Source organism: Rhizobium sp. LjRoot258, from assembly GCF_964254185.1.
Taxonomy (GTDB): Bacteria; Pseudomonadota; Alphaproteobacteria; order Rhizobiales; family Rhizobiaceae; genus Rhizobium.
In genome coordinates this window covers 790,237-815,215 of the sequence record NZ_CAXUST020000002.1, presented here as the reverse complement: position 1 = coordinate 815,215, position 24,979 = coordinate 790,237, and the positions used below count along the sequence as shown (strand labels likewise).

At 57.9% G+C, this 24,979-nt stretch carries 19 protein-coding genes and 1 pseudogene; 8 read left to right on the top strand and 12 right to left on the bottom strand.

Annotated features, from left to right (window positions below):
• Positions 1-15: 15 nt before the first annotated feature.
• Positions 16-1,167, bottom strand: coding sequence for an alpha/beta hydrolase (locus ACSQ9D_RS24680; RefSeq protein WP_436284507.1), 1,152 nt, complete (start codon positions 1,165-1,167; stop codon positions 16-18).
• Positions 1,168-1,811: 644 nt separating this feature from the next.
• Here ACSQ9D_RS24680 and ACSQ9D_RS24675 point away from each other — a divergent pair.
• The 3 genes from ACSQ9D_RS24675 to ACSQ9D_RS24665 all read left to right on the top strand — a co-directional run bounded on the left by ACSQ9D_RS24675 (position 1,812) and on the right by ACSQ9D_RS24665 (position 6,666).
• Positions 1,812-2,918, top strand: a complete 1,107-nt coding sequence (locus tag ACSQ9D_RS24675; RefSeq protein ID WP_436284506.1) for an efflux RND transporter periplasmic adaptor subunit — start codon at positions 1,812-1,814, stop codon at positions 2,916-2,918.
• On the top strand, positions 2,915-6,004 hold the full coding sequence (locus ACSQ9D_RS24670; RefSeq protein ID WP_436284505.1) for an efflux RND transporter permease subunit: 3,090 nt from the start codon (positions 2,915-2,917) through the stop codon (positions 6,002-6,004). The genes ACSQ9D_RS24675 and ACSQ9D_RS24670 overlap by 4 nt, the downstream gene beginning before the upstream one ends.
• 164 nt (positions 6,005-6,168) lie before the next feature.
• Positions 6,169-6,666, top strand: coding sequence for a DUF1269 domain-containing protein (locus ACSQ9D_RS24665; RefSeq protein WP_436284504.1), 498 nt, complete (start codon positions 6,169-6,171; stop codon positions 6,664-6,666).
• Between the two features lie 278 nt (positions 6,667-6,944).
• Here ACSQ9D_RS24665 and ACSQ9D_RS24660 read toward each other — a convergent pair.
• A pseudogene (locus tag ACSQ9D_RS24660) lies at positions 6,945-7,665 on the bottom strand (nucleotidyltransferase); the annotation flags it as partial.
• A gap of 250 nt (positions 7,666-7,915) precedes the next feature.
• On the opposite strand from ACSQ9D_RS24660, the gene ACSQ9D_RS24655 reads away from it, so the two are divergent.
• The 3 genes from ACSQ9D_RS24655 to ACSQ9D_RS24645 all read left to right on the top strand — a co-directional run bounded on the left by ACSQ9D_RS24655 (position 7,916) and on the right by ACSQ9D_RS24645 (position 10,881).
• Complete coding sequence (locus ACSQ9D_RS24655) at positions 7,916-8,788, top strand: LssY C-terminal domain-containing protein (RefSeq protein ID WP_436284503.1); 873 nt, start codon at positions 7,916-7,918, stop codon at positions 8,786-8,788.
• Between the two features lie 335 nt (positions 8,789-9,123).
• Positions 9,124-9,573, top strand: coding sequence for a GNAT family N-acetyltransferase (locus ACSQ9D_RS24650; protein WP_113324883.1), 450 nt, complete (start codon positions 9,124-9,126; stop codon positions 9,571-9,573).
• A gap of 537 nt (positions 9,574-10,110) precedes the next feature.
• A complete protein-coding gene (locus ACSQ9D_RS24645; protein ID WP_436284502.1) occupies positions 10,111-10,881 on the top strand; it encodes a phosphotransferase enzyme family protein in 771 nt (256 codons plus the stop codon).
• 35 nt (positions 10,882-10,916) lie between these two features.
• Here the strand turns inward: ACSQ9D_RS24645 and ACSQ9D_RS24640 are convergent, their stop codons facing one another.
• Both ACSQ9D_RS24640 and ACSQ9D_RS24635 read right to left on the bottom strand, forming a co-directional pair.
• The gene (locus ACSQ9D_RS24640; protein ID WP_436284501.1) at positions 10,917-11,312 is read right to left on the bottom strand and encodes a hypothetical protein; all 396 of its coding nucleotides are present in this window, start codon (positions 11,310-11,312) and stop codon (positions 10,917-10,919) included.
• A 115-nt stretch (positions 11,313-11,427) separates the two neighbouring features.
• Entirely contained in the window at positions 11,428-11,787 is a 360-nt protein-coding gene (locus ACSQ9D_RS24635) for a hypothetical protein (protein WP_436284500.1), read from the bottom strand.
• Positions 11,788-12,922: 1,135 nt separating this feature from the next.
• Between ACSQ9D_RS24635 and ACSQ9D_RS24630 the strand changes: the two genes are divergently transcribed.
• The gene (locus tag ACSQ9D_RS24630) at positions 12,923-14,062 is read left to right on the top strand and encodes a helix-turn-helix domain-containing protein (protein ID WP_436284499.1); all 1,140 of its coding nucleotides are present in this window, start codon (positions 12,923-12,925) and stop codon (positions 14,060-14,062) included.
• Between the two features lie 344 nt (positions 14,063-14,406).
• Here the strand turns inward: ACSQ9D_RS24630 and ACSQ9D_RS24625 are convergent, their stop codons facing one another.
• From ACSQ9D_RS24625 to ACSQ9D_RS24605, 5 genes are all read right to left on the bottom strand, one after another.
• On the bottom strand, positions 14,407-16,542 hold the full coding sequence (locus tag ACSQ9D_RS24625) for a beta-galactosidase (protein ID WP_436284498.1): 2,136 nt from the start codon (positions 16,540-16,542) through the stop codon (positions 14,407-14,409).
• A 17-nt stretch (positions 16,543-16,559) separates the two neighbouring features.
• Positions 16,560-17,693, bottom strand: a complete 1,134-nt coding sequence (locus ACSQ9D_RS24620) for an ABC transporter ATP-binding protein (RefSeq protein ID WP_436284497.1) — start codon at positions 17,691-17,693, stop codon at positions 16,560-16,562.
• A 24-nt stretch (positions 17,694-17,717) separates the two neighbouring features.
• Positions 17,718-18,569, bottom strand: coding sequence for a carbohydrate ABC transporter permease (locus ACSQ9D_RS24615; RefSeq protein WP_436284496.1), 852 nt, complete (start codon positions 18,567-18,569; stop codon positions 17,718-17,720).
• Positions 18,569-19,453: a carbohydrate ABC transporter permease gene (locus ACSQ9D_RS24610; protein WP_436284495.1), complete on the bottom strand. Its 885-nt coding sequence runs from the start codon at positions 19,451-19,453 to the stop codon at positions 18,569-18,571. The genes ACSQ9D_RS24615 and ACSQ9D_RS24610 overlap by 1 nt, the downstream gene beginning before the upstream one ends.
• A 140-nt stretch (positions 19,454-19,593) precedes the next feature.
• Positions 19,594-20,874 (bottom strand): ABC transporter substrate-binding protein, encoded by a 1,281-nt coding sequence (locus ACSQ9D_RS24605; protein WP_436284494.1) that lies wholly within the window; start codon positions 20,872-20,874, stop codon positions 19,594-19,596.
• Between the two features lie 210 nt (positions 20,875-21,084).
• Between ACSQ9D_RS24605 and ACSQ9D_RS24600 the strand changes: the two genes are divergently transcribed.
• Positions 21,085-22,239 (top strand): ROK family protein, encoded by a 1,155-nt coding sequence (locus ACSQ9D_RS24600; protein WP_436284493.1) that lies wholly within the window; start codon positions 21,085-21,087, stop codon positions 22,237-22,239.
• A gap of 218 nt (positions 22,240-22,457) precedes the next feature.
• Here ACSQ9D_RS24600 and ACSQ9D_RS24595 read toward each other — a convergent pair whose 3' ends face one another.
• Genes ACSQ9D_RS24595 through ACSQ9D_RS24585 form a run of 3 tightly spaced genes read right to left on the bottom strand, consistent with a single transcriptional unit; the run spans position 22,458 to position 24,979 of the window.
• Positions 22,458-23,225, bottom strand: coding sequence for an ABC transporter ATP-binding protein (locus ACSQ9D_RS24595; RefSeq protein ID WP_436284492.1), 768 nt, complete (start codon positions 23,223-23,225; stop codon positions 22,458-22,460).
• A gap of 1 nt (position 23,226) precedes the next feature.
• Positions 23,227-24,075 carry an ABC transporter ATP-binding protein gene (locus ACSQ9D_RS24590; protein WP_436284491.1) on the bottom strand — a complete coding sequence of 283 codons (849 nt, stop codon included), beginning with the start codon at positions 24,073-24,075 and terminating at the stop codon, positions 23,227-23,229.
• Positions 24,068-24,979, bottom strand: a complete 912-nt coding sequence (locus ACSQ9D_RS24585) for an ABC transporter permease (protein WP_436284490.1) — start codon at positions 24,977-24,979, stop codon at positions 24,068-24,070. The genes ACSQ9D_RS24590 and ACSQ9D_RS24585 overlap by 8 nt, the downstream gene beginning before the upstream one ends.

Genomic DNA, 24,979 nt, shown 5'->3' with positions numbered 1-24,979 from the left:
ACCTGCACACGTCCGCTACTGCCCAGCGGCCGCTTGCGCAAGCCCACCCAGAATGCGGCTTGGAAGAAAGATCACCAGGGACGCAGCACCCTCGAACACCGATGCTCCGTCTGCCAGCATGGTCTGGCCAACGGGGCCTTGGTCCTCTCGGAGCACGCTGCGCATCAGGGCATTGTTGTTGACGACGTCCATGAGCGTCGGTGAACTGGCAAAGACGTTGTGTCTACCGCCATCGATGTCGGAGACATCGATAACGGCGATGTCCCTTTTTTGAAGAATGGCGACATCCGAGCCGCTGCCGACGCGTGGGCGGCCGCCCGCCAATCGCCGGGAAATCCCGAGCGCTCGATCGCGCTGTGAAACGATGATTGCAAACGGTCGCGGGATGTCCCCGATATCGTCGAGCTGGCTCAGGAACACGTCGACGTCGATGTCCGGGGCCGCGAGCACCACTCCACCCAGGCGCTTCAGAGTGCTGGTGCGGCCTCTGAGGACCAGATCGCGTAAGGCTTCGGTGACCACATAGGCGCCCATTGAATGACCGACCAGGATCACTCTCTTCGCATTCGTCTCTGCAGCGATCTCGATCGTCTCGGCAAGTCCCCGCCGGCCGACGAGCGCGCTATCGCGGTCGAAGACGTAGAGGGGGACGGACGCTCCTGACGGCCAGGCATAGTGCAGCGAGACCGACTTGATATTGTAGTCGTAGGTGATCTGAGCATTACGGAAGACGCTGTCGGCGAAGTTGTTGTTGTATCCGTGGACGAAGATCAAGATCTCGCGATTTTCGGGCGCACGCTGCGAAAGCGCTGTATTCAGCCGCCTGATAAATTCTTGTCGCTCAGCAATCGGCTGGTAGGTTCGCGCCGAAAAGTGTCGACCGGGATCGGGCAGGCGCCCGCTTGTCTCGACGCGGCCAGGAACGTGGTTTCTTGGAATTCCAATGTCGAGCTTCGCAAAATTCAGCGTCTTCGACCGCTCAGCCGAATAAGGCAGGGAAAGGTTGTCGGACCGCGCCCGCGTGGTAGCAACGTAGATCGGAACGATTGCCCGTGGTTCTGCGCCTGATGACGATGCCACGGGAAGGCCGAGCACCGCGCGTGGTCCGCCACAGCCGACGAGAGCCAATAGCATGATCACAATGACCGACAATCGCATTGAGGACATGGCTCGGTCTTATTCCCTGGCGAGCTGTTCAAATCGTCGACAGCAAAGTGTCTCGTGGACAATCTCTCAACGTGAGCTACACGCATGAGGCGAAGCGTTTCGTAGTTCTAGGCTATCCGCGCCAGGTTCGGTAGAGGAATTCTGAGCGCGCTCGCAGTCTCGACGAATGAACGGTGTTTCAATCGTCCGCGAAAAGAGACCCCTTCCCCTATGGACTGCCAAAATCTGGACGGCAGGCCTGTTTGCGGGATTCTATGCTGATCACTTCGCTTCTTAAACCGCTCTATAGTTCTCAACGTAGAACTGCGCCTTCGGGTTCGGAGGCAAGCGCAAGCTGATCCGGGCGTTTAAGGGAGCACTATCACTTGAGTTCCTACTCAGGATTTCGACCAGTGGCCCTGATCACTCCGGCAGATGGATTGATGAATGACGGGCGCATTTTTTCGCCGCCCCGTTGTTTCGCCAAAGCCGTCGTGTCGGTCAGGTCGCTCTTTGTGTCTCCGATGAGCTTTGCGGCACGCGCGGTGCGACATGACGCGTCCAATCGCATGAGATGCATGTATCCTATTGATTGTCTTTCATTTCCGTCATTGTCCACGCGCGCCGGCGAGCTGTCGCGACGGTAAGCATTCGGGAGATCGCCGATGAGAATGTGCCTTGCTGCATCGAGATCCCGCGCAACGTTCCACTTGTCAGCCGCAGTGCTGGCTGCCCTTTTCCTGATCGGCTGCCAGCGCGAGGATGACACTGCGGAACGGCCGCCGAGGCCAGTCAGAACGATTGCCGTTTCATTCAATCCCGAGGATACGTACGGGTCGCTCGTCGGAGAGATTAGGCCGCGCATCGAGACCAGCTTCAGCTTCCGACAGGGCGGTGAGATCCGAGAGCGCGATGTCGAGGTGGGCGATCTTGTGGAGGTAGGAGCCGTTCTCGCTCGCCTTGACGCCGAAGATGCACAGGACGCCATGCGCAAGGCCGAAGCAAACCTGTTTGCGGCCCAGGCCCAGTCCCAGAACGCAGAGACCGAGCGGGCACGCCAGCAGCAGCTTTACCCGCGCACGTCCACCCGCCAGGCCTTCGAGGCCGCCATCGCTCAGGCGAGCCTGGCGCAAGCTGGTGTCGATGCCGCCCAAGCCGGTGTGCGGATCGCACAGACCAATCTCGATAACCGCGTACTGAAGGCAAACGCTGCCGGCGTCGTCACCGCGATCGGGGGCGAAGTTGGACAGGTTGTCGGCGGTGGTCAGATGGTGGTACGCGTTGCCCAGCTTGGGCCCCGCGATGCGGTCTTCCAAGTTCCCGAAGCGACGATCCAGACCACTGGCGGCGACGCGCGCGTCGACGTGCAGCTCCTAAGCAATCCCAACATCAAGGCGACGGGAACGGTTCGGGAGATTTCACCGACCGCTGATCCGATAACGCGCAACTTCACGGTGCGCATCGGCCTTGACACGGCGCCTGACGAATTCCGTTTCGGCAGCGCGGTACGCGGTACGATCCGGATCGCCGGAGAGCCGGCGGCGCGGCTGCCGATCACGGCGTTGTTCAATCAGGGCAACCAAAGTGCCGTCTGGATCGTCGATGCGGCTAGCAAAACAACCAAGCTTCTGCCGGTCGAAGTGCACCGTTTCGACACGAAGGATTTCCTCGTGACAAAAGGACTTTCAAGCGGAGACAACGTCGTCGTCGCCGGGGTCCAGCAGCTTCGTCCCGGCATGGCTGTCCGCTTGCTTGAAGGAAGCGCAGAATGAACGAGGGTTTTAACCTGTCGGGCTGGGCGATCCAGCGGCAGAGCCTTATCATCTTCCTTGTGCTCCTGAGTGCCATTGCGGGTGTTCTTGCCTACATCAATCTGGGTCGCGATGAAGACCCCGAGTTCACGTTCAAGACGATGATCGTCTCCGCCCGATGGCCGGGTGGGACGATTGAGCAGACCACCGATCAGATTACCGACCGTCTCGAGCGGACGCTCGAGGAGGTGCCGCATCTCGACAGCCTGCGCAGCCTGACGACGGCCGGACAATCGATTGTCTACGTCACGCTCGACGATTCGACACCGCCTGATCTGGTGGGCGAATCCTGGTATCAGGCCCGCAAGAAAGTCGGTGATATGGTGACGACGCTGCCCGCGGGCGTGCGCGGGCCATTCTTCAACGACGATTTCGGCGATACGTTTGGCATTATCTACGGTTTTACTTCCGACGGTTTCAGCGATCGCGAAGTGCGCGATTGGGCCTACGAGGCCCGCACCCGCCTGCTCAAACTCAACAACATCGGCAAAGTTCAGCTGATCGGCACGCAGGACGAGACGATCTACATCGAGTTCTCGACCGAACGGCTGGCAAGCCTTGGCCTCAGTGCTGCGACAGTGATTAGCACGATACAGGCGCAGAACGCGGTCCTGCCTGCAGGCCTCATCACCTCCGCGCAGGATCGGACCATTCTGCAGGTGTCCGGCAGCCTTTCCGACGAGGCCACCCTGCGACAGATAAACGTCCCGACCTCATCCGGTTTCGTGCGCCTCGGCGATATCGCCAGCGTCGTGCGGGGAACGGTGGATCCGCCCCAGCCACGCTTCCGCATCAGGGGCAAGCCGGCGATCGGTATCGCCATTTCCATGGCGTCGGGCGGTGACATCCTGCAACTCGGCCAAAACATCGATGCGACGATGCAGAGGCTGGAGGACGACCTGCCAATCGGCATCAACCTGACGCATGTGGCGAGCCAGCCGGCGGTGGTCAAGACTGCAATTCGCGGCTTCACCACGTCGCTGGGCCAAGCGGTCGTCATCGTTCTTGGTGTCAGTTTCCTCGCGCTCGGTGTGCGCGCCGGCATTGCGGTTGCCGTCTCCATTCCGCTTGTTCTCGCGTTGACCTTCCTGTTCATGGACATCACCGGCATCGCCCTGCAGCGTGTCTCGCTCGGCGCATTGATTATCGCGCTGACGCTGATGATCGATGACACAATGGTGACCGTCGAGACGATGATGGCGAAGCTCGAGCAGGGCTACGATCGCATCAAGGCGGCGTCGCATGCCTACGCGTCAACCGCATTTCCGATGCTCGCAGGCACGCTAGTGACGATTGCCGGCTTCATTCCGGTCGGCTTCGCAAGCAGCTCTTCGGGCGAATATGCGCGGTCCCTGTTCCTGGTGATCGGCTTCGCGCTTATCGTATCCTGGCTGGTGGCCGTGTTGCTGACCCCGATCGTCGGTCTTGCCGTCCTCAAATCAGGAACCGCAACGGGTGACAAGCAGGATGGTGCGTTGATCCGTGGCTTCAAGAATTTCCTCCGTGCCTGTATGCGGATGCGCCTCGTGGTGATCCTTGCCACCGTCGCAATGTTTGCGGCAGCGCTTATCGGATCGTCCGCCATGAAGCGGCAGTTCTTTCCGGCTTCCGACCGGCCGGAGCTTATCTTGCAGCTGACCCTGCCGCAGGGTGCATCGCAGGAAGCCACTGCTTCGGATGTGTCGAAGGCCGAAGAGGTTCTCGCCGCAGACGGGGATGTGGCTGACTGGAGCTTCTATATAGGCTCCGATCCGGTTCGCTTCTATCTGTCGATGGATCTTCAGGCTCCGGCGCCCTCGCGCGCCCAGGCCGTGGTGATCGCCAAGAGCGTCGGCGCACGCGACGCGCTGCAGGCACGCCTGCAGAAGGCGCTTGACGAAAAGCTTCCGGACATCATCGTGCGCGTCTCGCCGCTCGAAATGGGGCCGCCTGTCGGCTGGCCCGCCCAATACCGTGTGAGCGGGCCGGATATTCCAGGCGTCCGCAATGTCGCCTGGCAGGTGGCCGATGCGATCAGCAAGGTGCCTGGCGTCGTTCAACCTAATCTCGATTGGAATGAACCGATCCGAAAAATCATCATCAATGTCGATCAGGATCGAGCCCGGCTGGTGGGGCTGAATTCCTCCGTGATTGCCCAGACGCTGTTTGCCACGGCCTCCGGCCTTCCGATCACGCAGGTCAAGGACTCGATCTACCTCATCAACGTCGTCGCCAGGGCAACCGCTGAGGAGCGTGTCGATATTAGCACGATCCGCTCATTGCAGATCCCTGTCGGCCCCAATCATACGGTGCCGCTCTCCAGCATCGCCACGATCGACTACCAGACGACACAGCCCGTCATCTGGCGTCGTGATGGCTCAACCACCATCACCGTCCAGGCAGATACGGCTGAAGGTGTGACGGCTGCCAGTGCCGTTGAGGATGCGGCCAGCAAGATCGATGAGTTGCGCCAGGCCAACCCGATTTACCCGATCGAGGTCGGCGGGGCGGTCGAAGGCGCCGAAGATGGGCTCGCCGCGGTCGTCGAAATGCTTCCGGTGATGGGGGTCATCATTCTGATCGTGCTCATGTTCCAGCTGCAGAGCGTACAGCGGCTGCTGCTCGTCATCAGCGTTGTGCCTCTGGGGCTGATCGGCGTAGTGCTGATCATGCTGATCACCAATACGCCGGTGGGCTTCATTGCCGTGCTCGGGATGATCGCGCTGATCGGCATGATCACCCGAAACTCCGTTGTGCTGATCGACCAGATCGATCTTGCGATCGAAGAAAAGGGCCGGACCTGGCAGAGTGTAATTGACGTCACTGCCCGGCGTCTGCGGCCGGTTTTTCTGACGGCGGGCTCGACCGTCCTCGGAATGCTGCCGATCATCCGCGATCCCTTCTGGTCACCGCTCGCTTTTACCGTCATCGGCGGTCTGGTGGTGGCTGCGGGGCTGACACTGATCTTCCTGCCGGTGCTTTATGTGCTGTCGTTTCGCATTCCGGCCGAGACTGCACCCGACAATGTGGAGGTCTCAGCGCCGGAGCCGGCTGCGGCCGGGGGATGACAGCTTCCCGGCCGACGTCGCCCTCAAGCGCATGGCCAATGTCAATGTATAGCTGTGATGACAAAGGAACGAGAAGCAATGCAATTCTTGCGGAATTAATTCTATTTTTCAATACGTTATCGAATGTTATTTGACGTCACCACTCGGTCAAGGGAGGAGTAATCATGTCTACATTGATTGCAATTGTTTATCCTACGGAAGCCAAAGCCGAGGAGGTGCGTCAGCGCTTGTTCGAAATGCAGAAGGAATACCTGATCAAAGTCGGAGATGCTGTCATCGCGACGAAGACCGAAGGCGGCAAGATCAAACTGAATCAGCTGGTCAACACCACGGCTGCCGGTGCTGCATCGGGTAGTTTCTGGGGTCTGCTCATCGGCGTGCTGTTTCTCAATCCCCTTTTGGGCGTGGCGGTGGGTGCTGCATCCGGTGCCATCGGCGGCGCTTTAACGGACGTCGGTATCAACGATGCTTTCATGAAGGATCTCGCCGCGAATCTTGAGCCTGGCAATGGAGCGCTGTTCGTGTTGATCCAGGAGATGACAGCGGACAAGGTCCTCAAGGCGATATCGGCCTATGGCGGCGTCGTGCTCAAGACCTCTCTGGATGAAACGAAGGAGCAGGTTTTGCGTGACGCGCTGCAGAAAGCAACCGCGGCCAGCTAATTTAGCTTAATCGATCAAGCGTATCGTCCAGTCTGCGCGGGATCAGGCCCGCATGCTGGCTATTCCGGGCGACGGCAGAGACCGTCTCTACGTAGAACTTATGCGAGGCCAAGGTCCGAGTTCATAGGCGGAGCTTGGAAAATGGAGCACTATTCTAGGGCAAACACGCCGCTGTCGCATGATCGGTTCGGTAGCCTATGTTTGTGAAATTGGTTTCGCATTCTGGCTTGATGGTGTCGGCGAGGTATCCGAGATGGCGCCAAGCGCCCTCGACGGTACTATGCCTCGCTCTCAAGTCTCTCGAGTTGTTCGGAGCAGACGGCGTGAACGAGGCCGACCAGGATCGCGGTGCGGTCTCCCAGCCAGTTGAGGGCTTCATCGCTGATCTCGAAGTGCTTCGAATAGCGCGCCTTCACATAGGCTTCGTTCAGAGTGTTGAACCAGCTCGTTCCTTGTGCTGATCGCGCGGAAAGGCTTCAGCCACACGACGGTCCTGCTCCTCTGCGAGTGAGCGCAAAAACTTGATGTTGTGCGATGGTGGCCGTAGTTGGTGAGGGTGAGCAGAACGCAGGAATAGGCCTGCTCAAGTGATTGATGCAGGCTGAATGCGGACAGGTTTCCCCAAGCGTCACCGATCCTTTCCGACTTGCCGCGCTGGAACTCAGCTGTTCCAAGAAATGCGCTGGCTTCGGCAAACCTTTGCTCAAAATGCTCCTTCGCGAAACGCAGCCGATCCTCCTCCGAAAGCGGTTCGGGCTCTGGCAGGGGCTCATCGTCCAGCTCATAAAGAACGATGCCTTCCTTCCGGATATCGGAGAAGAAATACTGGCCTTCTCTGAGGTAGGTGTTCACCTCGCGTCGGGAATGGACGATGAGGCTCACCGGCGTTTCGATCGAGGTGTCGCGGATCAAGCGGTCAGCTGCTTTGTGCCAATATTCGGCGAAGTCGCAGAGCTTTCGGTTGTTGACGATGATCAGCAAATCGAAATCGGATCGGTAGCGAGTGCGGAATCACGAATTTGTATTCATAGAGCAAACTCTTTACAACGAAGAAGCATGCGGGCCGCGTCCGCATTCCGCTTTATCATTCTAAATCAAGCCATCCGGACTATGGTGGGGGCTCGCTCGATATGGCCCACAATGAGCGACGGCGGCGCTATCATTTGCATACTCTCGGGTGCTAAAATCCCGCTGACGAACAGCGAGGGCGACTGCCAACTCATCAGACGCCAGACGAGGAGACTGTGTCTTGAGATTGCTGACGCGCCTTTTCCAAAGGTTTCTGGTTTTCTGTCTGGGCGTACTTAGCGTTTGGCTGATCGTCTTCGTCGTTTTCGATACTGCGGACCACAGATTTCCATGGCTCGCTGCGGTGTGCCTCACATATGGCCTGGCTGCTTACGTCATTCTTCCGAATGTGGTCCGACTGTCCCTGAAGGTTCTTCATCGGGGGCTGATCCCCAGATACACGATCACCTCCGATGGCCTGCCCGGCGATCCTATAAATTTCGCCCTCATCGGCAATCTTCAACAGCTCCGCGAGGCCTTTGCAACGGCGGGCTGGTCCACGGCTGACCATTTGGGGATCGCAAGCTCGTTGCGAATGATACGCGCGTTCCTGATGAACTCTGCCTATCCCACCGCCCCTTTCAGCACCTTCTATCTCTTTGGACGACGGCAGGACATAGGATTCCAGGAGCCCATAGACGATAGCCCCCGCAAGCGCCATCACATCCGTTTCTGGGCCCTTAGTCTCGCCCATTCCGAGGACGACATGAGCGCGGCGAGCTTCTGGTTGAATACCGACAAGCCATCGCCCGGGGAGCGGGTCCTATGGGTTGGAGCGGGCACCAGAGATACCGGGCTGTCTCTGACCTGGCTGACATTCCAAGTCACACATAAGACCGATTCCGATACGAACGCCGAGCGCGACTACATAGTCAATGAACTGAGGGCAAAGCAAGTAATCGGGGAGGTCGCGCGGCACCAATCTGGCTCACGTTTGAACACCGGAAAGGTCAACCATTACATTACCGATGGTGAGATCGCGTTTGCCAGCTTGACTGTCAGTGCCACGGGTGCCGGTCACGCCGATGCAATTGTCGGGCCGGATGCACCCTGATCCGACAAACCAGACCGAATGAGTTCAAAGTGCCGAGCGCTCTTGATCAACAGAAAGACCAAGTTTCCGTCAGTCTAGGACCCTGACAGCCAGCGTGCAACGCGACGGAGTTAAATCGCTCCCGACGGTTTGTGGCGCTTACTCCATGATCCGCATTTTGCGCTATACACAGCAGCGGGGTGCACGTCTGCAATGGCCGACAGCGGTCATCGGCAGACGACGGCTTTGCGCGCCACAAGCGGACATTGCGGCTATCGCAGAACTCCGTACTATGCGCCGTCGCAAAAGTTAGGAAAACAAGTGTCGCTTTTATCGGGATTTTCGCGAGGGTGCTCATGCAGGTAACGATCCAGCTCGTCAGAGATCCGGGTTCACATGAACGGTCCGCCATTGCCGCGTCGCTGATTGAGTTCAACGCGTCTCGTATCGGGCGTCCGACCGAAGATAAACTGCTGGCCTTAACTGTCACTGAGCCCGAAACGGGAAATATCATTGGTGGGCTTTGGGGCAGCACGATTCATGACCACCTGCATGTCGATCTACTGGTAGTGCCGGAAGCGCTTCGCCATGGTGGTATTGGCCGTCGTCTCATGGCGCTCGCTGAGCAAGAGGCGATAGATCGCGGCTGCCGAGGCGCGTGGCTCACGACCCATAGCTTCCAGGCGCGCGGGTTTTACGAACGGCTTGGGTATGAGGCCTTCGGGATTATGGATGATTTTCCACCGGGACACAGCTTCATCTTTCTGCGGAAGCGATTTGAGACGCCCGGAGACGTAGCGTCATGAACCAGCTGCCGTCATCGCCGCGCAGCACGCCCCTGCGATTGTTGCCGCCGCTGGTGACCATGTCTCGTATCGCTTCTTCGAATTCTTCACCGCCAATATTCGCAATCCCAACACCCGCAGGGCCTATGGGCGTTGGCCCACACTGCCCGAGGCCTGCGGCATCGTCGCACTGATTGCCGACGCCGTCTCCGCGATCCATGTTTTTCACCGGCCGTCTCCGACATTGGGCAATGCCGTGTCGCAGGAATCCTAAGTTTTGCGGCAAAATCGCCGGGGCTGAATTTTCAGAAGAATTCCTGTCGCATAACTCAGTCGCGAAAGTCAGGGTTTCACGACCGAGTTTTGCGACTACCAATGGCCGCAACGGGCCGCAAGCGGAAGACGACGGCCGTGGCCGGCAAGCGCCAACAGCGGTCATTTCAAGAAGCACAATGCGTTCGCTCAACCTACTCACATACTCTAATGGGCTGTAGGTCAACTACGGGCCAATGCAGAGCGTCCGCCCATGCGTGAAGGGACCAAATTGGGAGCGAGTAAATGAAAGAGTTGGAGGGAGGGCGAGCCGGGCAGATCTGGCGGGACGGAGATACCGTCATAAGGCCGCCCGGTCCTTGGACACCGACGGTGCATCGGTTTCTATGCCATCTGAAAAACAACAGTTTTTCTGGCGCACCTTTTCCTCTTGAACTAACTCAACATCAGGAGATCGTGAGTTACGTCGAAGGGCGCGTGTGTGAGCATCTGTCCGATCAAATTGTAGGTTCAGAGCATATGCTGCGTTCTGCAGGTAAGCTCCTGCGCAAATTCCACTCAGCCTCACATGGATTTCTGGAGGCCGACCGCGAAGCCCAGACATGGATGCTAGAGCCACGAGAGCCGTGCGAGATTGTATGTCATGGTGACTTCGCACCTTACAATGTCGCGAGCGTCGGCGATGTAGCTGTCGGGATCATCGATTTCGACACCGCGCATCCAGCGCCAGCTATATGGGATCTGGCATATGCCGTCTACCGATGGGCACCATTGTCCGCTCCTTCCAATGAAGGAGTCGTATTCGGTGTTGACGAGCAGCTGAGGCGAGCCAAGATTTTCTGTGAGGCATATGACGCAACGCTGCAAGAAAAACTCCAACTTCCCGACCTAATCTGCAGGCGACTTCGGGCCTTAGTGGATTTTATGATCTCCAGGGCTGAAGCGGAAGACCCGACGTTCCTCGAAGACGTTGAGGCTGGCGAGTCCGCCGTTTACCTCAGAGACATAGACCATGTACGAAAACATCAAGATCAATTGCTATTGGCGTTGAGGTGACAGCGACACGGCCGGATTGCGCCAATTGCAGACGGTCACCGCTGCGCCACGGCTTCACCGCGCGCACAACGCAGCATTGCGAGCAACTGAAAGTAGCCCACGACGATGATAAGCAAGAGCGCCGATCCCAGTGTAAACCATAGCAATGATACTATTGTTGGATCAGTCCCAGATGTTGGCATGTTCCAAAGAACCCAAAGCGGTCGGACCACGTTGTAGACAATGTAAACTACAAAGACCTTGGACAAGTAGCTCCAGCATCGACGGTCGACTATTTCGATATCAAAACTGTACGTTATGACGGCGGCAACGCCCAATAGCTGCATTATGCCACTGACCAGCAACTCGATAGTGGGCTCATTGGTGTACAGAAGATAGATGCAATCAAGGAGGTAGAGAGAAAGAGCCCCTGCAAAGAGCTTCCACAACATGACGGGTTCCAGGATTTGCCGATAATTTCGAAAGAACTCAATGAGACGAGCAATTTATGCGAGCGTCCAATCGCAAATTCAAAAGTGTGGTAGATGAAAATCTCCGGGACACCAGTCATGTCGCCTCTGGGCCGACAGGCGTCAGTCGCCGACGCTTGATAGCGGTCAGAACCCCATTCGCCGACCGCCATACGACGATCGCCGCGGAGACTTTCTCGCTTGTTTCCCGACTGAGCACCCCAAGATTTCGAGACTTGAACAGCGACGTGCTCTCCTTTGCCGCAGGGGCGCTGTAGTGGATATCATAGGCAAGGCGCTCGAGATAAGGCCGCCCCTTTGCTGCGTACTCGGCACTTTCGTCATCGTTCAGGGCGATCAGAACGCCGTAATCGAAGCAGCTGTGGCTGCAAAAGGCATCGAGGTAGAGCGCACCGTTCTCTTCGAGCAGATAAAAGGCGCGCGGCTCATGATCCAAAAACGTGCATCGGTTCCGCTCACCTCACATCGTAAAAGCTAGCCCTTCCAGTGGAGGGCAAAGCGTTGCAATTTTCAAGCGCGCGCTTAAGGGCCGGAGTCCTTGCCGGAACGTGCCTGTTGGTACCGAACTTGGCCGCTTCGCTCCAATCGCGGACATGGTGGATCTCATTCCTCAAATCTATTCGCAACGACTAGACTACTTCTGATCACACTGATCGTCACCATGGTCGTCATTATCGCCATCGGGTCCTCGGTGGCATGAGGGGTTCGGCAAGCTTAACGCAATGGCTCTGCTTCAACGCGCACCGTTTCGAGACGATCTATGTAGACTGGAGAAATTGCCTGGTAGGGCACGGCCTCGCCGTCCATCGGCGTGCCTATCCTTGTTCATCGTTGATTGCGTGGAACGCCGTCGGGAAAGTGGTCGCGACGCTGCTGTCAGGCCGTTCAGAGCCTGAGGCGGCTCGTGGGGGATGAAGCAGAATCCGTGGCTTTGGTGATCGAACCGGCGCGAAGACAGCAACTTGAGGCCGTGTACTGCAATGCCACCAAGCGCACGTGCATCTGAGGGTTGAGAAGAGAAGTCGAAAAGGCTAGATTGCAGCTGGGAGGATCGACTGCCAGAGGGGCTCGTCGCGACACACGCAGAGAAATGCTGAAGAATTCGGCATGTGCCGTGCACGCACGAACGACCGCCTCGAAGCCTGCAGAAAACATCTCGCTTGCATCATTCAGACGTCACCCGGCCCTCACTTTTGGGCCTAAGAGGAGAGTACGAATGAACCGCACATTTCCTTCTGTTCTCTCAACCGGACTTTCCGCCGCGACAGACTTGGCGCAGACCTTCGTGCGCGAAAGGATCGTCACCGTTTCGGGCGGTTTCATTCGACGCAGACCCGCTACTCCAGCCGGCACTTCTTTTCACTGCTGGGAGAGCTTATTCACCTGCAGCGATCTTTTAGCCTGCAATGACGGCGGGGCATCAACCCTTGGTGCAGACGAACCCAACACCGCAGCGCGAAGGCGCATGGCAGCGTTTGCGTTCCGGGCTTCCACCCTTCTGCCCAGGCATGGTCCTTCTGACACCTGCAACCGGTCGGGCCTTGCCAAAGGCCAAGCTGGGAGGTGACACGATGATGACCGAAGATGTCACGATGCGTGCCAGGTTGCCCGACGCAGGGCTGGACCACGAAAGCCTTGTGAGCTCCAACTGCGAGGCAGATGAAGCGATGTCGTCAGACGAGGGAGCATCGTTCTTGCCTTCCTTCGAGTTTTCGACCGCAGGGTTGTCGCGACCGGATCAGTTTGCGGCATGGCACGACAGTTTCGAGCCTATGGTCGAACTGGCTGACATCGACCCTACGACCGCCGCCTTCAACGGCCGGCAGAAGCTTTGGGACCTTGGCAGTCTTGTACTTGCCCAAATCAGTACTGACAGCCTCGCATTTTCCAGCCTGCCGGGACATCTTAGGCGGGATCCCGTTGATCACTGGACAATGACGATCCTGCTGTCCGGAAAGACCCGGACCGATGCGGCAAGAAATGCGTTTACCGCCGGTCCCGGTGAAGTCCAGATTCATTCGCTTGGTCGCTCTTTCACCGGTATCGTCGACGAAAGCGAAATGCTCATACTGTTCGTGCCGCGTGATCTTTCGCTTGAGACGGCGGCCACGCTTAGCTCGGCGGAATTTTCGACACTTGGGACAGGTATGGGACGATTGTTCTCGGACTACCTGATTGACGTCGCCAATCGTCTGCCGATGCTCGCCCAGGCCGATCTGCCGGGGCTCGCGGCAGCCACACGTGCAATGATCCTTGCCTGTGTGTCGCCATCTGCAGACCATATCGAGGCGGCCGAAGGACCGATTGCCAATGTGCTTCTCGAAAGGGCACGGCAATTTGTGCACAATCGGTTGCTCGACCCGAAACTCGGAAGTGAGTTGGTGCGACGGGAGCTCGGGATCTCGCGCACGCGCCTTTACAACTTGTTCGAGCCCTTCGGCGGGGTGATGCATTACATTCAGCATCGTCGGTTGCTGAGTGCTTACGCCGCGTTGACCGACCCCAACGATCGGCGTCTGATATTCCAGATTGCCGAAGAGCGCGGTTTCAGCGACGGCGCCGAGTTTGGCCGCGCGTTCAAGCGAGCGTTCGGTTACAGCCCGAGCGAAGTGAGGAACCGTGGAGGGGGTGGCATGCCGGTTCGCCCAGATCTTGAGGATTGCCCATCCGAGGAGCGATTAGGCGTGCTTCTTCGAAGGTTGCAAGGGTAGCCCAAATGCGTGCCTTTCGGCCGTTGACAGGTATCCTCGATCGCGTGGATGCAAGGTTCGTCGGCGCGATCCCGGGCACCCCATCTGCCAGGTCATCACTCCGTGCTGGGCCGCCCTGCTCCCTGGTCGAGGGTCTTCCTCAAATCGCAGGTCATAGTGCGGCCCAACGTCCGGAAAATGAAGTCAGCGCCGTTGCTGCGGTCGCCTCAATCAACTGCAATGTGCGAAATGGCCTCGCCAGATAGTCGCCTTGAGAGAAATCGGACTTGCGAGTTCGCGCAAGTTCCTGAGCCAATCTTGCAAATTCAAGTTTCGAAAATATTTTGCCAGGATGTTGCTCTTCTTCATAATTGAATTACAGCGCATTCATACGGACCCAGCATCAAATTTCCTTCGACTAGCTGACCGGTGATGAGATCGATGCCTTGCGGAGGAGTTTTGATTTCCGTTGCTTCGGCGTCGCAATTTAGGACGAATAGCAACTTGCGGTCATCGGCCTCCCGCATTGTGACTTCCACATTCGGCGGCAAGTCCTGGAGAAGAGGCTGAACATGGCTTTCTCCGAACAATTGGACCGCCAAGGCTTCGACCAACGGCTCCGTTAGATACGTTCCGACGTATACCGCACGACCTTTACCAACTCTGCGGACTGTAACCACTGGTCGACCGCTGGCGAAGCGGTTTGTCCAACGTCCGATTACCTTCACATCATCGTCGAGCCCAAGAAGCTCGTACAAGTGCGCTGCGTCGTACTCCTGGTTGCCGAGACTGAAACTGTAACGTCTGGTCGCCGAACTCGCCGGCAGACGGTTCGCTGGATTGTGGAGGCCGTACTCGGTTCCGTGCAAGCCGAAGAGCCCATCGGCACCCGGCTCTGCGACGCGGCCGAACTCCTCGACGCGAATGCCGCATAGTCTGGATAGTCCCGGCCCCGGAGCGAGTTCGGTTGGAATATGGTTGTTCTCGTCTCTGGTGCCCGTCATCGCACCGACAATCAAGGTCCCGCCATCGTTGACGAACGCTTCCACATTCTCGTTCCATTCCGGTCTCCAGATTACCCAATGCGGCACGTAGAGGACCTTGATACGCGACAAGTCGTCTTCCGGATGGATGAAGCCACACGCTATACCCTTGGAATAGCAGTAGCGATGTAGAAGCAATCCGTCTTCCAAGGGGCTTGGCATGCCCATGGGATAAGTTTTATAGGCCTCCTGATTGTCGAAGTCCGCGCCGGCGACGGCGACGTCCATACGCACAGTCGTGCCAAGCAGGTGCGGCTTTATCTTGCTGATATCCCCGGCAAACTGAACGGCTTCCTGGTAGCGGCGGCGGGGCACGTCATCGTGGTCAATAATACCCATCCAGTAAATTTCCGCGCCGAAATGTGCTGGACGCCAGCGGAAGAACAGGAGGCCGTCGGCCCCGCGGGCTACAGAGCTCAGTGCCATCCGGCGCATCTCACCCGGCTCAGGAGTCATAGTCGAGAAACCAGGTTGACTACCGAAGCCTGAAGCCTGTTCGGGTACGATGAAATTGCCTGAATAGGCGCGGCAGATGTCGAGATGCAAGGCTTGAGTGGCGGGATGACCACCGCTCCGTCTCATCTCGTCGTAGAGCATCGGGTAAACGTCGAAGCCAAGGAAGTCGAGGTCCTGACCGAACTGACCACGGAAATCGATGTCTTCAAGACGGCCGAGATTGTGGAAGATGAACCAGTCGGAGTTCGCTCTACGGAGAATTTCCACCTGGTCATGCTGGAACACAGCCGTCGCATGCGCCAGGAACCGATGATAGTCCTGCATGTGCCCTGGAGCAGGAAAACCTGGATTGTCCTTTCGAGGCACAGCGATCTGGTCAAAGTTATCGTAGGCCAGCGCCCAGAAGTTCCCACCCCACGCGAAATTCAACGCCGCAATGGTTTCATAGCGATCGCGAAGATAGCGCCGGAACTCCCGTTCGGTTGCCTCGGAGTATGACGTCGACACCGTCGTGTTCAATTCATTGTCGGTTTGCCAGCCGATGACGTTAGGATTGCTCGCATAGTGCCGGGCCAAAGCCTCCGTGATGCGTCGGCTGTGGATACGGTAGACAGGGCTGTTCGTGTCAGCGTGTTGGCGTGAGCCGTGAGACGCAGTGCGGCCCCTCTCGTCCGTGCGCAGCACCTCAGGATAGGTTGATGTCAGCCAGCGCGGTGGCGTCGCAGTCGGCGTGCAGAAAATCGTCTTGATACCTTCGGAGGCCAAGACATCGATGGCCCGATCGAATAGCGAAAAGTCGAAATGCCCCTCCTGAGGTTCGATCAGGTGCCATGCAAACTCGCCGAGGCGGACGACGTTGAAACCGGCGGCCGCCATTCGCTGGGCATCGCGCAGCCAATAGCTCTCGTCAATGTGCTCCGGATAATGTGGAACGCCCAGGAGAAAGTCATCGAGATTGAGAGTGCGCCAAACCGAAAGCGGCGCAGGGGGGGTACGCTTCATGACTGCTTTTTCCTTGCTTAGATTGTCGCGACGGCCTTGGGAGGGGTGATGGTTTTGCCACCAGGCCCAAAAAGGTAGGCATCGGCTGAATCGAAGCCGACCGACACCAAGTGATCGTTTTGAAAGGGTTTGACGTCCGCGATCTGAACGGTGAAAACGGTCGTGCCGCTGTCCGATCCTGTCGTGGTCAGTGCTCCGGCATCGACGTAAACGATCGTTTCTCGTCCCAGATATTCCGTCAGGCGCACGTTTCCAGGAAAGCGGATTTCGGCCAGGTCGTCGAGCCGAAGCCGTTCCGGCCGAACACCGACCGTGACCTTATCACCCACCGAAACCTTGTCGGTGAGACGGTCAAATGCAAGCTCCAGTCCACCGGCGCCTATAATCCGCGCACCCGATCCACTCGTTTCAGCCACCCGCCCCGCGACGAAGTTCATGCGGGGCGCACCAAGGAAGCCAGCGACGAACAAGTTGTCGGGGTTATTGTAGAGACTGAGCGGAGCGCCGACTTGTTCGATTCTGCCCTGATTGAGCACAACGATCCGGCTCGCCATTGTCATCGCTTCAACCTGGTCATGGGTGACGTAGATCATCGTTGATGCGAGTCGGGAGTGGAGCGTCGACAGCTCGACCCGCATCTGGGTGCGCAAGGCGGCGTCGAGATTGGAGAGAGGCTCGTCGAACAGGAAGACGTCGGGCGAGCGTGTGATGGCACGGCCGATGGCGACACGTTGCCGCTGCCCGCCGGACAACTGCTTCGGCTTCTTCTCAAGTTGCTCTTCAAGTCGAAGAATTGTGGCGGCGCGGGCAACCGCGGCATCGATTTCGGTCTTCGGTCGCTTGGCCATTCTGAGGCCGAACCCCATGTTTTCGGCGACGGTCATGTGCGGGTAAAGCGCATAGGACTGGAACACCATGGCAATGCCTCTGTCGCCAGGCTCTAGTCTGGTCACATCGCGTCCCCTGATCAGGAGCTTTCCCGAACTGGTCGTCTCAAGGCCAGCGATCGTCTTCAGCAAGGTCGACTTGCCGCATCCCGACGGCCCGACCATGACGACGAACTCACCTTCCTCGATGACCAGGTTGATGTCCCTAAGGGCATGGTAGCCCCCATAATGTTTCTCGATGTTGATAAGTTCGACACTGACCATCTTATGTATTCCTTGAGTTTTGCCTCAGCCCTTGACCGCACCGACGGTCAGGCCAGCGATGAAGTGCCGCTGCATGAGGAAGAACATTACGACTGGAGGAATTGCGACCATGATCGTTGCCGCGGCTACGAGATTCCATGCAGACACCCACTCCCCTCGCAGGTTGCTAAGGCCGGCTGTCACGGGTTTTACCGCATCGCTCTGCGTCAGCACGATCGCCCAGAAATAATCGTTCCAGACAAAGGTGAATGTCAGGATCGCGAGTGCTGCCAACGCCGGTCGGATCAATGGGAGAACAACGTGCCAAAGTGTCTGCCACGGCGACGCGCCTTCTGCGCGGGCCGCTTGGAAAAGCTCGTCTGGAAGCGCGGCGATGAAGTTGCGCATGAAGAGGGTCGCGAAGCCCGTTTGGAAGGCCACGTGGAAGACAATGAGTGCGTAGTAGGTATCATAGAGTCCGATGGAGACCATCAAATCCCTGACCGGGATCATCATGATCTGGGCTGGAAGGAAGTTCCCCCCGACGAATAGCGCGAACATCACATTCGCCCCGCGAAATCGGTGGCGAGAAAGCACGAAGCCTGTCAGCGTGGAAAGAACGAGTACGCCGCCCACTGACGGCAATGTCACGATCAGGCTGTTGAGGAAGTATCGCGCCATGGCGGTCTGCGTGAACACAGCCGTGTAGTTCTCAATGAAATTGAAGCTCCTCGGCCAACCCCAATAGTTGCCCGCCATCACTTCCTCGAACGATCGAAGGGACGTCGCCATGACTGCCAGCAGCGGGACGAGCCAGAGAGCGAGGATCAAAGCGACCATCGCACCATACGCGAACCGCCGAACCGGCAAGTCTTCCGATATGGACCTTGGGTACATCAGAGGCCCTCCCTTTCCGGCCTGAGAAGAGTGCGTAAGTACCAGGTGATAAAGGCCGCCATGATCACGAAGAGTACCGTCGCGATCGCCGCGCCATAGCCGAAACGGTAGGAAAAGATGGACTGCTCGTACATCTGATATGCGAGGACGGTCGAGGAGCCGAACGGCCCTCCGGACGTCATCACGGCGACCATGTCGAATGACCGAAGCGCGCCGATGACCGTCACCGCCAAAGCGATGAAACTGACTTCGCGCAATTGGGGAAGAACGACATGAAACAGCATCGGCCAGCCCCGTGCACCGTCGACGCGCCCAGCCCCTATCAGGTCTTCGCTCAGATTGTTGAGGCCCGCCAGAAATAGTACGAGGCAGAAGGCCACCTGTGGCCACAAGGCCGCGACCACGACCGCGAAAGTCACGAAATGCTCGTCGGAAAGCAACGCGGGTGCGCTCGCCCCAAAGTATCTGAAGATAAGCGAAAGAAGTCCGAAGCTCGGGTCATAGACCCAAGTGAAAACAACGCCGACTGTAACAGATGCGAGCACCAGCGGCACAAAGAACAGGGATTTCATGATCCGCATGCCGCGGATAGGCTGGTTCAGGAGCAACGCAAGCGCTAATCCGAGCGGTGGCGCCAGCATGAACATCGCCAGCCAGATGAGGTTGTTCTTGAGCGATATGTAAAACTGCGGGTCATTCAGTAGCTGAACATAGTTGGCCAGACCGACCCATTGCTTTACGCCAACACCGTCCCATTCAAAGAACGACACCCAGATTGTCTCGATGGAGGCGACAATGATCACCACCCCAAACAAAAGGGCACCCGGCGCGATGAACAATGTCGGCGTTATCCAATGTCGATGGCGTCGCCAGAGAGTGGACATCCAGGACTACTCCAGGAAAAGTTGATCGGTCCAAGCCCCAGACGCCGGGTTGGCTGGGAGAAGGCAGGGCTGCCGCTAATCTGCAGCCCTGCCGTCGTGCGGTACAGCTCCGGGGAGAAACAGGCGACCGCGATAAAGGCTTACGTCTTGAAGATCCGCTTTCGCGTACCTTCGAGGCGTTCCAGAATTTGGTCGCGCCGATCCGGCTTGGCCATGAACTCCTGGAATCCCTTAAGACCTTCCTGTGCCATATCCGGGTCGGTATCCCGGTCGTAGTACTGCGCGGAGCCCTCGACGGTCTTGAGAGACTCGACCGCCGCGTTCACGAGCGGGTCTTTACTCGGCGGGCAGTCGCTTCGAGGGGGCACGGCACTTTCCGTCTCCAGGAAGGCTGAAAGGTTGTCGGGCTTGTAGAAGTAAGCAAGGAAGTCACGCGCGCTTTCCTTGTTCTTGGCATTCTTCGGGACGTGGATCGAATTCAGGGCAAAGTCCTCGTAGCGCGCCACGCCTTCCACGATCTGCGGAAACGGTGTGAATGCGATTTGATCCTGCTGACCCTCGGGGAAGCCGTATTTGATGAAGCCTGCGAGATCCATCATCGCCGCTTTCTTCTGCGCCAAGGCTGCAGACGCCTGTTCCCAGCCAAACGACGTGCTGTTGGCACTGAACATCCCCGCGTTGATGAGTTCTGCCCATTTATCGAAGACAGGCAGGATCGCAGGATCGGTATAAGACATCCTGCCGTCCATCAGAGCCATGTGTTTTTCTAGCCCGTTGATGCGCAGGTTCATATGGTCGAACCAGCCGGCCGCGGGCCACATCTCCTTGGTCCCCATGCTCACAGGTACCATTCCTGCGGACTTGGCTTGTTCGCCCAGCCCAAGCAGGTCGTTGATCGTTTTCGGGGGTGACCACCCCTTTTCAGCAAAGACGTCCTTGCGATAGAAGAGCCCCCAGAGCAGCCCGCCGAGGGGCAAGCCATACTGCTTTCCGTCGACAGTCACGGCATTCAACGTCTGGCCCAGCACCGCCTTGTAGTTCTCACGTTCAAAGAGATCGGAGATATCGTCGAAGAGCCCCCGCTTGACGAAGGCCTTCATGCGGTTACCCGAAAACCAGAAGCAAATGTCCGGCGCACCGACCACAAGATAGCTTCGGATCGCAGTCTTGTGAGCCTCGTGATCCATGTTGTTGATGGTCACCTTGACGCCACTCGCCTTCTCGTACTCGCTGGCTATGCGCTGCAGGACGTCGCGCTGCGAAGCGTTGCCGATATTGGAGATGATCGTCATTTCCTTGCTCTGGGCAAGTGCGGGAGCGCTCAGCGACATTCCCGCGAGTGCCGTCCCGGCTCCGATTAGGAATTGGCGTCGGGACGCAGGCGCCCCTGTAAGCAGAGTGGTTATGTCTTTCGGTGTCATTCAAAATCCTCCCAGGACAAAGCTTCGCCGAGCCCGAACGGACGAGCGGTCGGGCTTCTTGAACGTGAATTTGCTTGAGAACATGCGGGCCAGAAAAATCTCGCGCCGCGGTCTCCTCCTCATTGCCAACGCCGAAAAGCTAGCCTACCTTCTGAGCTAGCACAAGAGTTAATTTACGAAATAAACTAACTCAGATTGAGGAGGTAGAGTTTGAAAGGCAATGCAAGCACGTCACGCGCCTTGAACAGGCGGTTGATTTTGAACTTGCTGCGAAACCGGGGTCCCGTATCTCGGGCCGAGCTGGCATTGATCACTGGTCTCAGTCCGGCGGCCGTAACATTTGTCGTCTCCGAATTGATTGAAGACCGGCTTCTTGTAGAGCGGGAGGCCGTCACGAGCTCAAACGGTCGCCGTCCGATACCCGTAGACATTAACTACGAGGCTCACCTCGCCCTGGGCTTCAAGCTCAATCGAAGCAGCATCGACTGCGTGCTGACTGATCTTGCCACCATCCCACTAGCCACAATGGAAACAGCCGTCGCGAACACCTCCCCTGAGGGAATGATTGAGGCGATCAAGGATGCGATCCCGCGCCTGTTGGCGGAAGCAGGTCGTGAAGAGCAGGACATAATGGGTATAGGAGTGTCGATCCCGGGCGAAGTCGACCCAAAGAAAGGGGTGTGCCTGCAAAGTCCGCGCTTTGGTTGGTATGACCTTCCCTTCGCCGAACTCCTTGCCGGACGTGTGCATGTGCCCGTCTGGATAGACGATGACGTCAACGCTTTCGCTATCGCCCAAAAGCTATTTGGGGCGGGACGCAACCACCGGAATTTCGCGGCCCTGGCCATCGGCGCTGGCATTGGCTGTTCACTCGTCCTGAACGGGGAAATATACCATGGCAGCAACAGCGCGGCAGGCAAATTGGGCCATATTACAACGATACCGCAAGGTGATCTGTGCGAATGTGGACGCCGCGGATGTCTCATGGCCCATGCTGCGGAACCATATATGATCGCTGAATGGGGACGCAAACGGGGTGAACCCGCTACCCGGACCGAGTTCGTGGCCGCCGCCGAGGCGGGCGAGGAAACTGCCGTTGCAATTCTACACGAAGCTGGATCGCGTATCGGCAGACACTTGGCCGACTTGGTGAATCTATTCGATCCCGAGATTATTGTCGTGGGAGGCGAGGCTGTTCAATTCGGTGAAGCGTTATTGGGCCCCCTCAGGCGATCGATGAACGAATTCCTATTCTTCTCACGACCCGAACTTCAAACGGATTGGGTTCCGAGCTCCTGGGCAAGAGGAGCTGCAGCGTTGGCTACGCAAAGCATCTTCGACTTCGAGCGATCGCCGAGTGGATGATGACCGGTTCGAACCAGATCCAGTCATGATTTCGCCAGAGCAGACCAACAACAATCATGGAGGCTTGTCAGATGTACCATGGAAGCCGCTTAGGCTCTAGTCGGCGAACGCTTTTCTGGACATCCTACGAGATCGACAATGGAAAGGAACGTCCAACAGCCGTCGCAGAACTGGGTCGCTCATGAATTCGAACAGCGCTACGAGCGAGATGGTTGGACTTAATTCCTTGCACGGACGGGCACGTATCCGCGACTGCCGTCAAGCAATGTTCTTGTATACGAGTGCGCGACCTGCCCTCTGAGAAGCTGCTCACGGGTCGCAATCTCGACGAACACGCCGTCTTGCATGACCGCAACGCGGTTGCAGAGATGCGCTATGACGGCCATGTCGTGACTGACGAGAATATAGGTCAGCTGCTCTCTTTGACGCAGGTCTTTCAGCAGATTGAGGATCTCTGCCTGGATCGACACGTCGAGAGCCGACGTCGGTTCATCGAGAAGCAGGATGCGGGGCCTCAAGATCAATGCACGCGCGATCGCGACCCGCTGTCGCTGCCCGCCCGACAGCTGGTGCGGGAATCGATGGCGAAAGGAAGCCGGCAACCCAACGTCGCGTAGGACTGCCTCTACCCTTTCCTGGCGCTGGTCAAGACCGTGAATCTCCAACGGCTCGAGCAGGGTGCGGCCGATCGTGTGGCGTGGATGCAGTGAGCCAAACGGGTCCTGGAACACCATCTGTTGCTTTGCCAGCTGCTGAGGCGAGCGCTTTCGGGCGATAGACTCTCCATCGACACCGATAGTGCCGCTCCAGTCTTTGATTCTGCCGGCGAGCGCTCCAAGAACAGTCGACTTGCCACAGCCGCTTTCCCCCACAAGGCCGAATGTCTCGCCTGGATCGACATCAAAGGAAACATCCTTGACGACGTGCTTGCGCGCGTGACCGCTGTCGAACGAAACGGCAAGATTGCTAACGGAGATCATCGTCATCTCATACCTCCGCCCAGCTCGCTTCGCGTCGCAGGACCTGAAGCCTGTCCCTCGGGTGATCGAGGCTTGGCAGGGCTTCCAGAAGACCGCGGGTATAGGGGTGCGTTGCATGGTCGAGGCGGCAGGCTTCGAGCGTTTCCACGATGCGTCCCGCATACATGATGATCACGCGATCACAGAAGCTCTTTACCAGATTAAGATCGTGCGAGATGAAGATCAGGCCGATGTCGCGTTCGGCAATCAGGTCATCGAGGATAGAGAGCACCTGCTGGCGAACGGTAACGTCAAGAGCGGATGTCGGTTCATCGGCAATGATCAGAGATGGCGACGAAATCAGCATCATCGAGATCATGATGCGCTGGCCCATTCCGCCCGAAACCTCGTGCGGATAGAGATTGAAGACGCGCTCAGGGTCACGAATATTGACACGCTCGAGCATGGCGAGCGTGCGTTGACGTGCTTCACGCCGCCCGATGCGCTCGTGCAGAATGACGGTTTCGGCAATCTGTTCGCCAACCGTCATCACCGGGTTGAGCGAATATTTCGGGTCCTGAAGGATCATCGAAATGCGTCGGCCGCGGATCGCGCGCATGTCGGCCTCGCTGGCGCCAAGCAGATCCACCTCCTCGAAACGCATCTCCTCGGCCACGACGCGCGCGTTTGCCGGCTGGAGGCGCATGATGGCGCGCCCGGTGGTACTCTTGCCGGAACCGGATTCACCGATGATGCCGACCTTTTCCCGTCCGACGTCGAACGAGATATCCTTCACGGCCGTCACGGCGCCCGACAAGGTCGGAAACTGGACCGACATATTCTTTACCGAGAGGATCGGCTGAAAAAGGTCAGGCATTTCGGGGATCCATGATGTCGCGCAGTCCGTCGCCAAGCAGGTTGAAGGCGAGACTGACAAGGAGAATTGCAATCCCTGGAACCGTTGTAAGCCACCAGGCATCGAGGAGATATTGCCGACCGGATGCCGCCATGGCGCCCCATTCCGGCATCGGCGGTTGCGCGCCAAGCCCAAGGAATCCCAAGCCCGCCGCCGTCAGGATGACGCTCGACATGTTGAGCGTCAAACGGATGATGATGGACGGCGCGCAAAGCGGCACGATATGGCGAAAGAGGATACGGCCCATGCCTGCACCCTGCAATTCGGCAGCGACGACGAAATCGGCTGAGCGAAACGTTAGCGTCTCGGCCCGCGCCAAACGTGCGATCGGCGGCCACACCGTCAGGGCTATGGCAATGACGGCGTTCTCGATACCGGGCCCAAGGGCGGCGGAGAAGGCTAGCGCGAGCACCAGACTTGGAAAGGACAGGAAAATATCGGTGATGCGCATGAGAACGACATCGACCCAGCCGCCGAGGTAGCCGGCCGTTGCACCAATCGCAAAGCCGATCGGAGCGACGATGACCGTGACAAGGATGCTGATATAAAGAGTAGTGCGCGCGCCATAGACCAACCTCGAATAGACGTCGCGGCCAAACTCGTCTGTCCCAAACCAATGGAGCGCCGACGGCGGCCTCAGGGCCATGGTGAGATCCTGCAGAATTGGATCGTGATTTGCCAGCAGCGGCGCGAAGACTGCAATTGCGATCAATGCGGCGACGACCACAAATCCGGCGAAGGCAAGTGGATTGGCGATAAGGCTAAGCCACAGCACATAGACCTTGTGCAGACGAGCCTGACGCATCGAGGAAAAATCCTCGTTGATCAGCCAATTGTGTAGATCGTTGAAATAGCGTGTCGCCAT

Excerpts from the sequence above, each read along its gene's own strand:
- ACSQ9D_RS24675 (WP_436284506.1), top strand. The coding sequence starts at position 1,812 with ATGAGAATGTGCCTTGCTGCATCGAGATCCCGCGCAACGTTCCACTTG.
- ACSQ9D_RS24640 (WP_436284501.1), bottom strand. The coding sequence starts at position 11,312 with ATGTTGTGGAAGCTCTTTGCAGGGGCTCTTTCTCTCTACCTCCTTGAT.
- ACSQ9D_RS24620 (WP_436284497.1), bottom strand. The coding sequence starts at position 17,693 with ATGGTCAGTGTCGAACTTATCAACATCGAGAAACATTATGGGGGCTAC.
- ACSQ9D_RS24680 (WP_436284507.1), bottom strand. The coding sequence starts at position 1,167 with ATGTCCTCAATGCGATTGTCGGTCATTGTGATCATGCTATTGGCTCTC.
- ACSQ9D_RS24585 (WP_436284490.1), bottom strand. The coding sequence starts at position 24,979 with ATGGCGACACGCTATTTCAACGATCTACACAATTGGCTGATCAACGAG.
- ACSQ9D_RS24615 (WP_436284496.1), bottom strand. The coding sequence starts at position 18,569 with ATGTACCCAAGGTCCATATCGGAAGACTTGCCGGTTCGGCGGTTCGCG.
- ACSQ9D_RS24605 (WP_436284494.1), bottom strand. The coding sequence starts at position 20,874 with ATGACACCGAAAGACATAACCACTCTGCTTACAGGGGCGCCTGCGTCC.
- ACSQ9D_RS24595 (WP_436284492.1), bottom strand. The coding sequence starts at position 23,225 with ATGACGATGATCTCCGTTAGCAATCTTGCCGTTTCGTTCGACAGCGGT.
- ACSQ9D_RS24650 (WP_113324883.1), top strand. The coding sequence starts at position 9,124 with ATGCAGGTAACGATCCAGCTCGTCAGAGATCCGGGTTCACATGAACGG.
- ACSQ9D_RS24630 (WP_436284499.1), top strand. The coding sequence starts at position 12,923 with ATGATGACCGAAGATGTCACGATGCGTGCCAGGTTGCCCGACGCAGGG.
- ACSQ9D_RS24645 (WP_436284502.1), top strand. The coding sequence starts at position 10,111 with ATGAAAGAGTTGGAGGGAGGGCGAGCCGGGCAGATCTGGCGGGACGGA.
- ACSQ9D_RS24665 (WP_436284504.1), top strand. The coding sequence starts at position 6,169 with ATGTCTACATTGATTGCAATTGTTTATCCTACGGAAGCCAAAGCCGAG.
- ACSQ9D_RS24590 (WP_436284491.1), bottom strand. The coding sequence starts at position 24,075 with ATGCCTGACCTTTTTCAGCCGATCCTCTCGGTAAAGAATATGTCGGTC.
- ACSQ9D_RS24625 (WP_436284498.1), bottom strand. The coding sequence starts at position 16,542 with ATGAAGCGTACCCCCCCTGCGCCGCTTTCGGTTTGGCGCACTCTCAAT.
- ACSQ9D_RS24610 (WP_436284495.1), bottom strand. The coding sequence starts at position 19,453 with ATGTCCACTCTCTGGCGACGCCATCGACATTGGATAACGCCGACATTG.
- ACSQ9D_RS24670 (WP_436284505.1), top strand. The coding sequence starts at position 2,915 with ATGAACGAGGGTTTTAACCTGTCGGGCTGGGCGATCCAGCGGCAGAGC.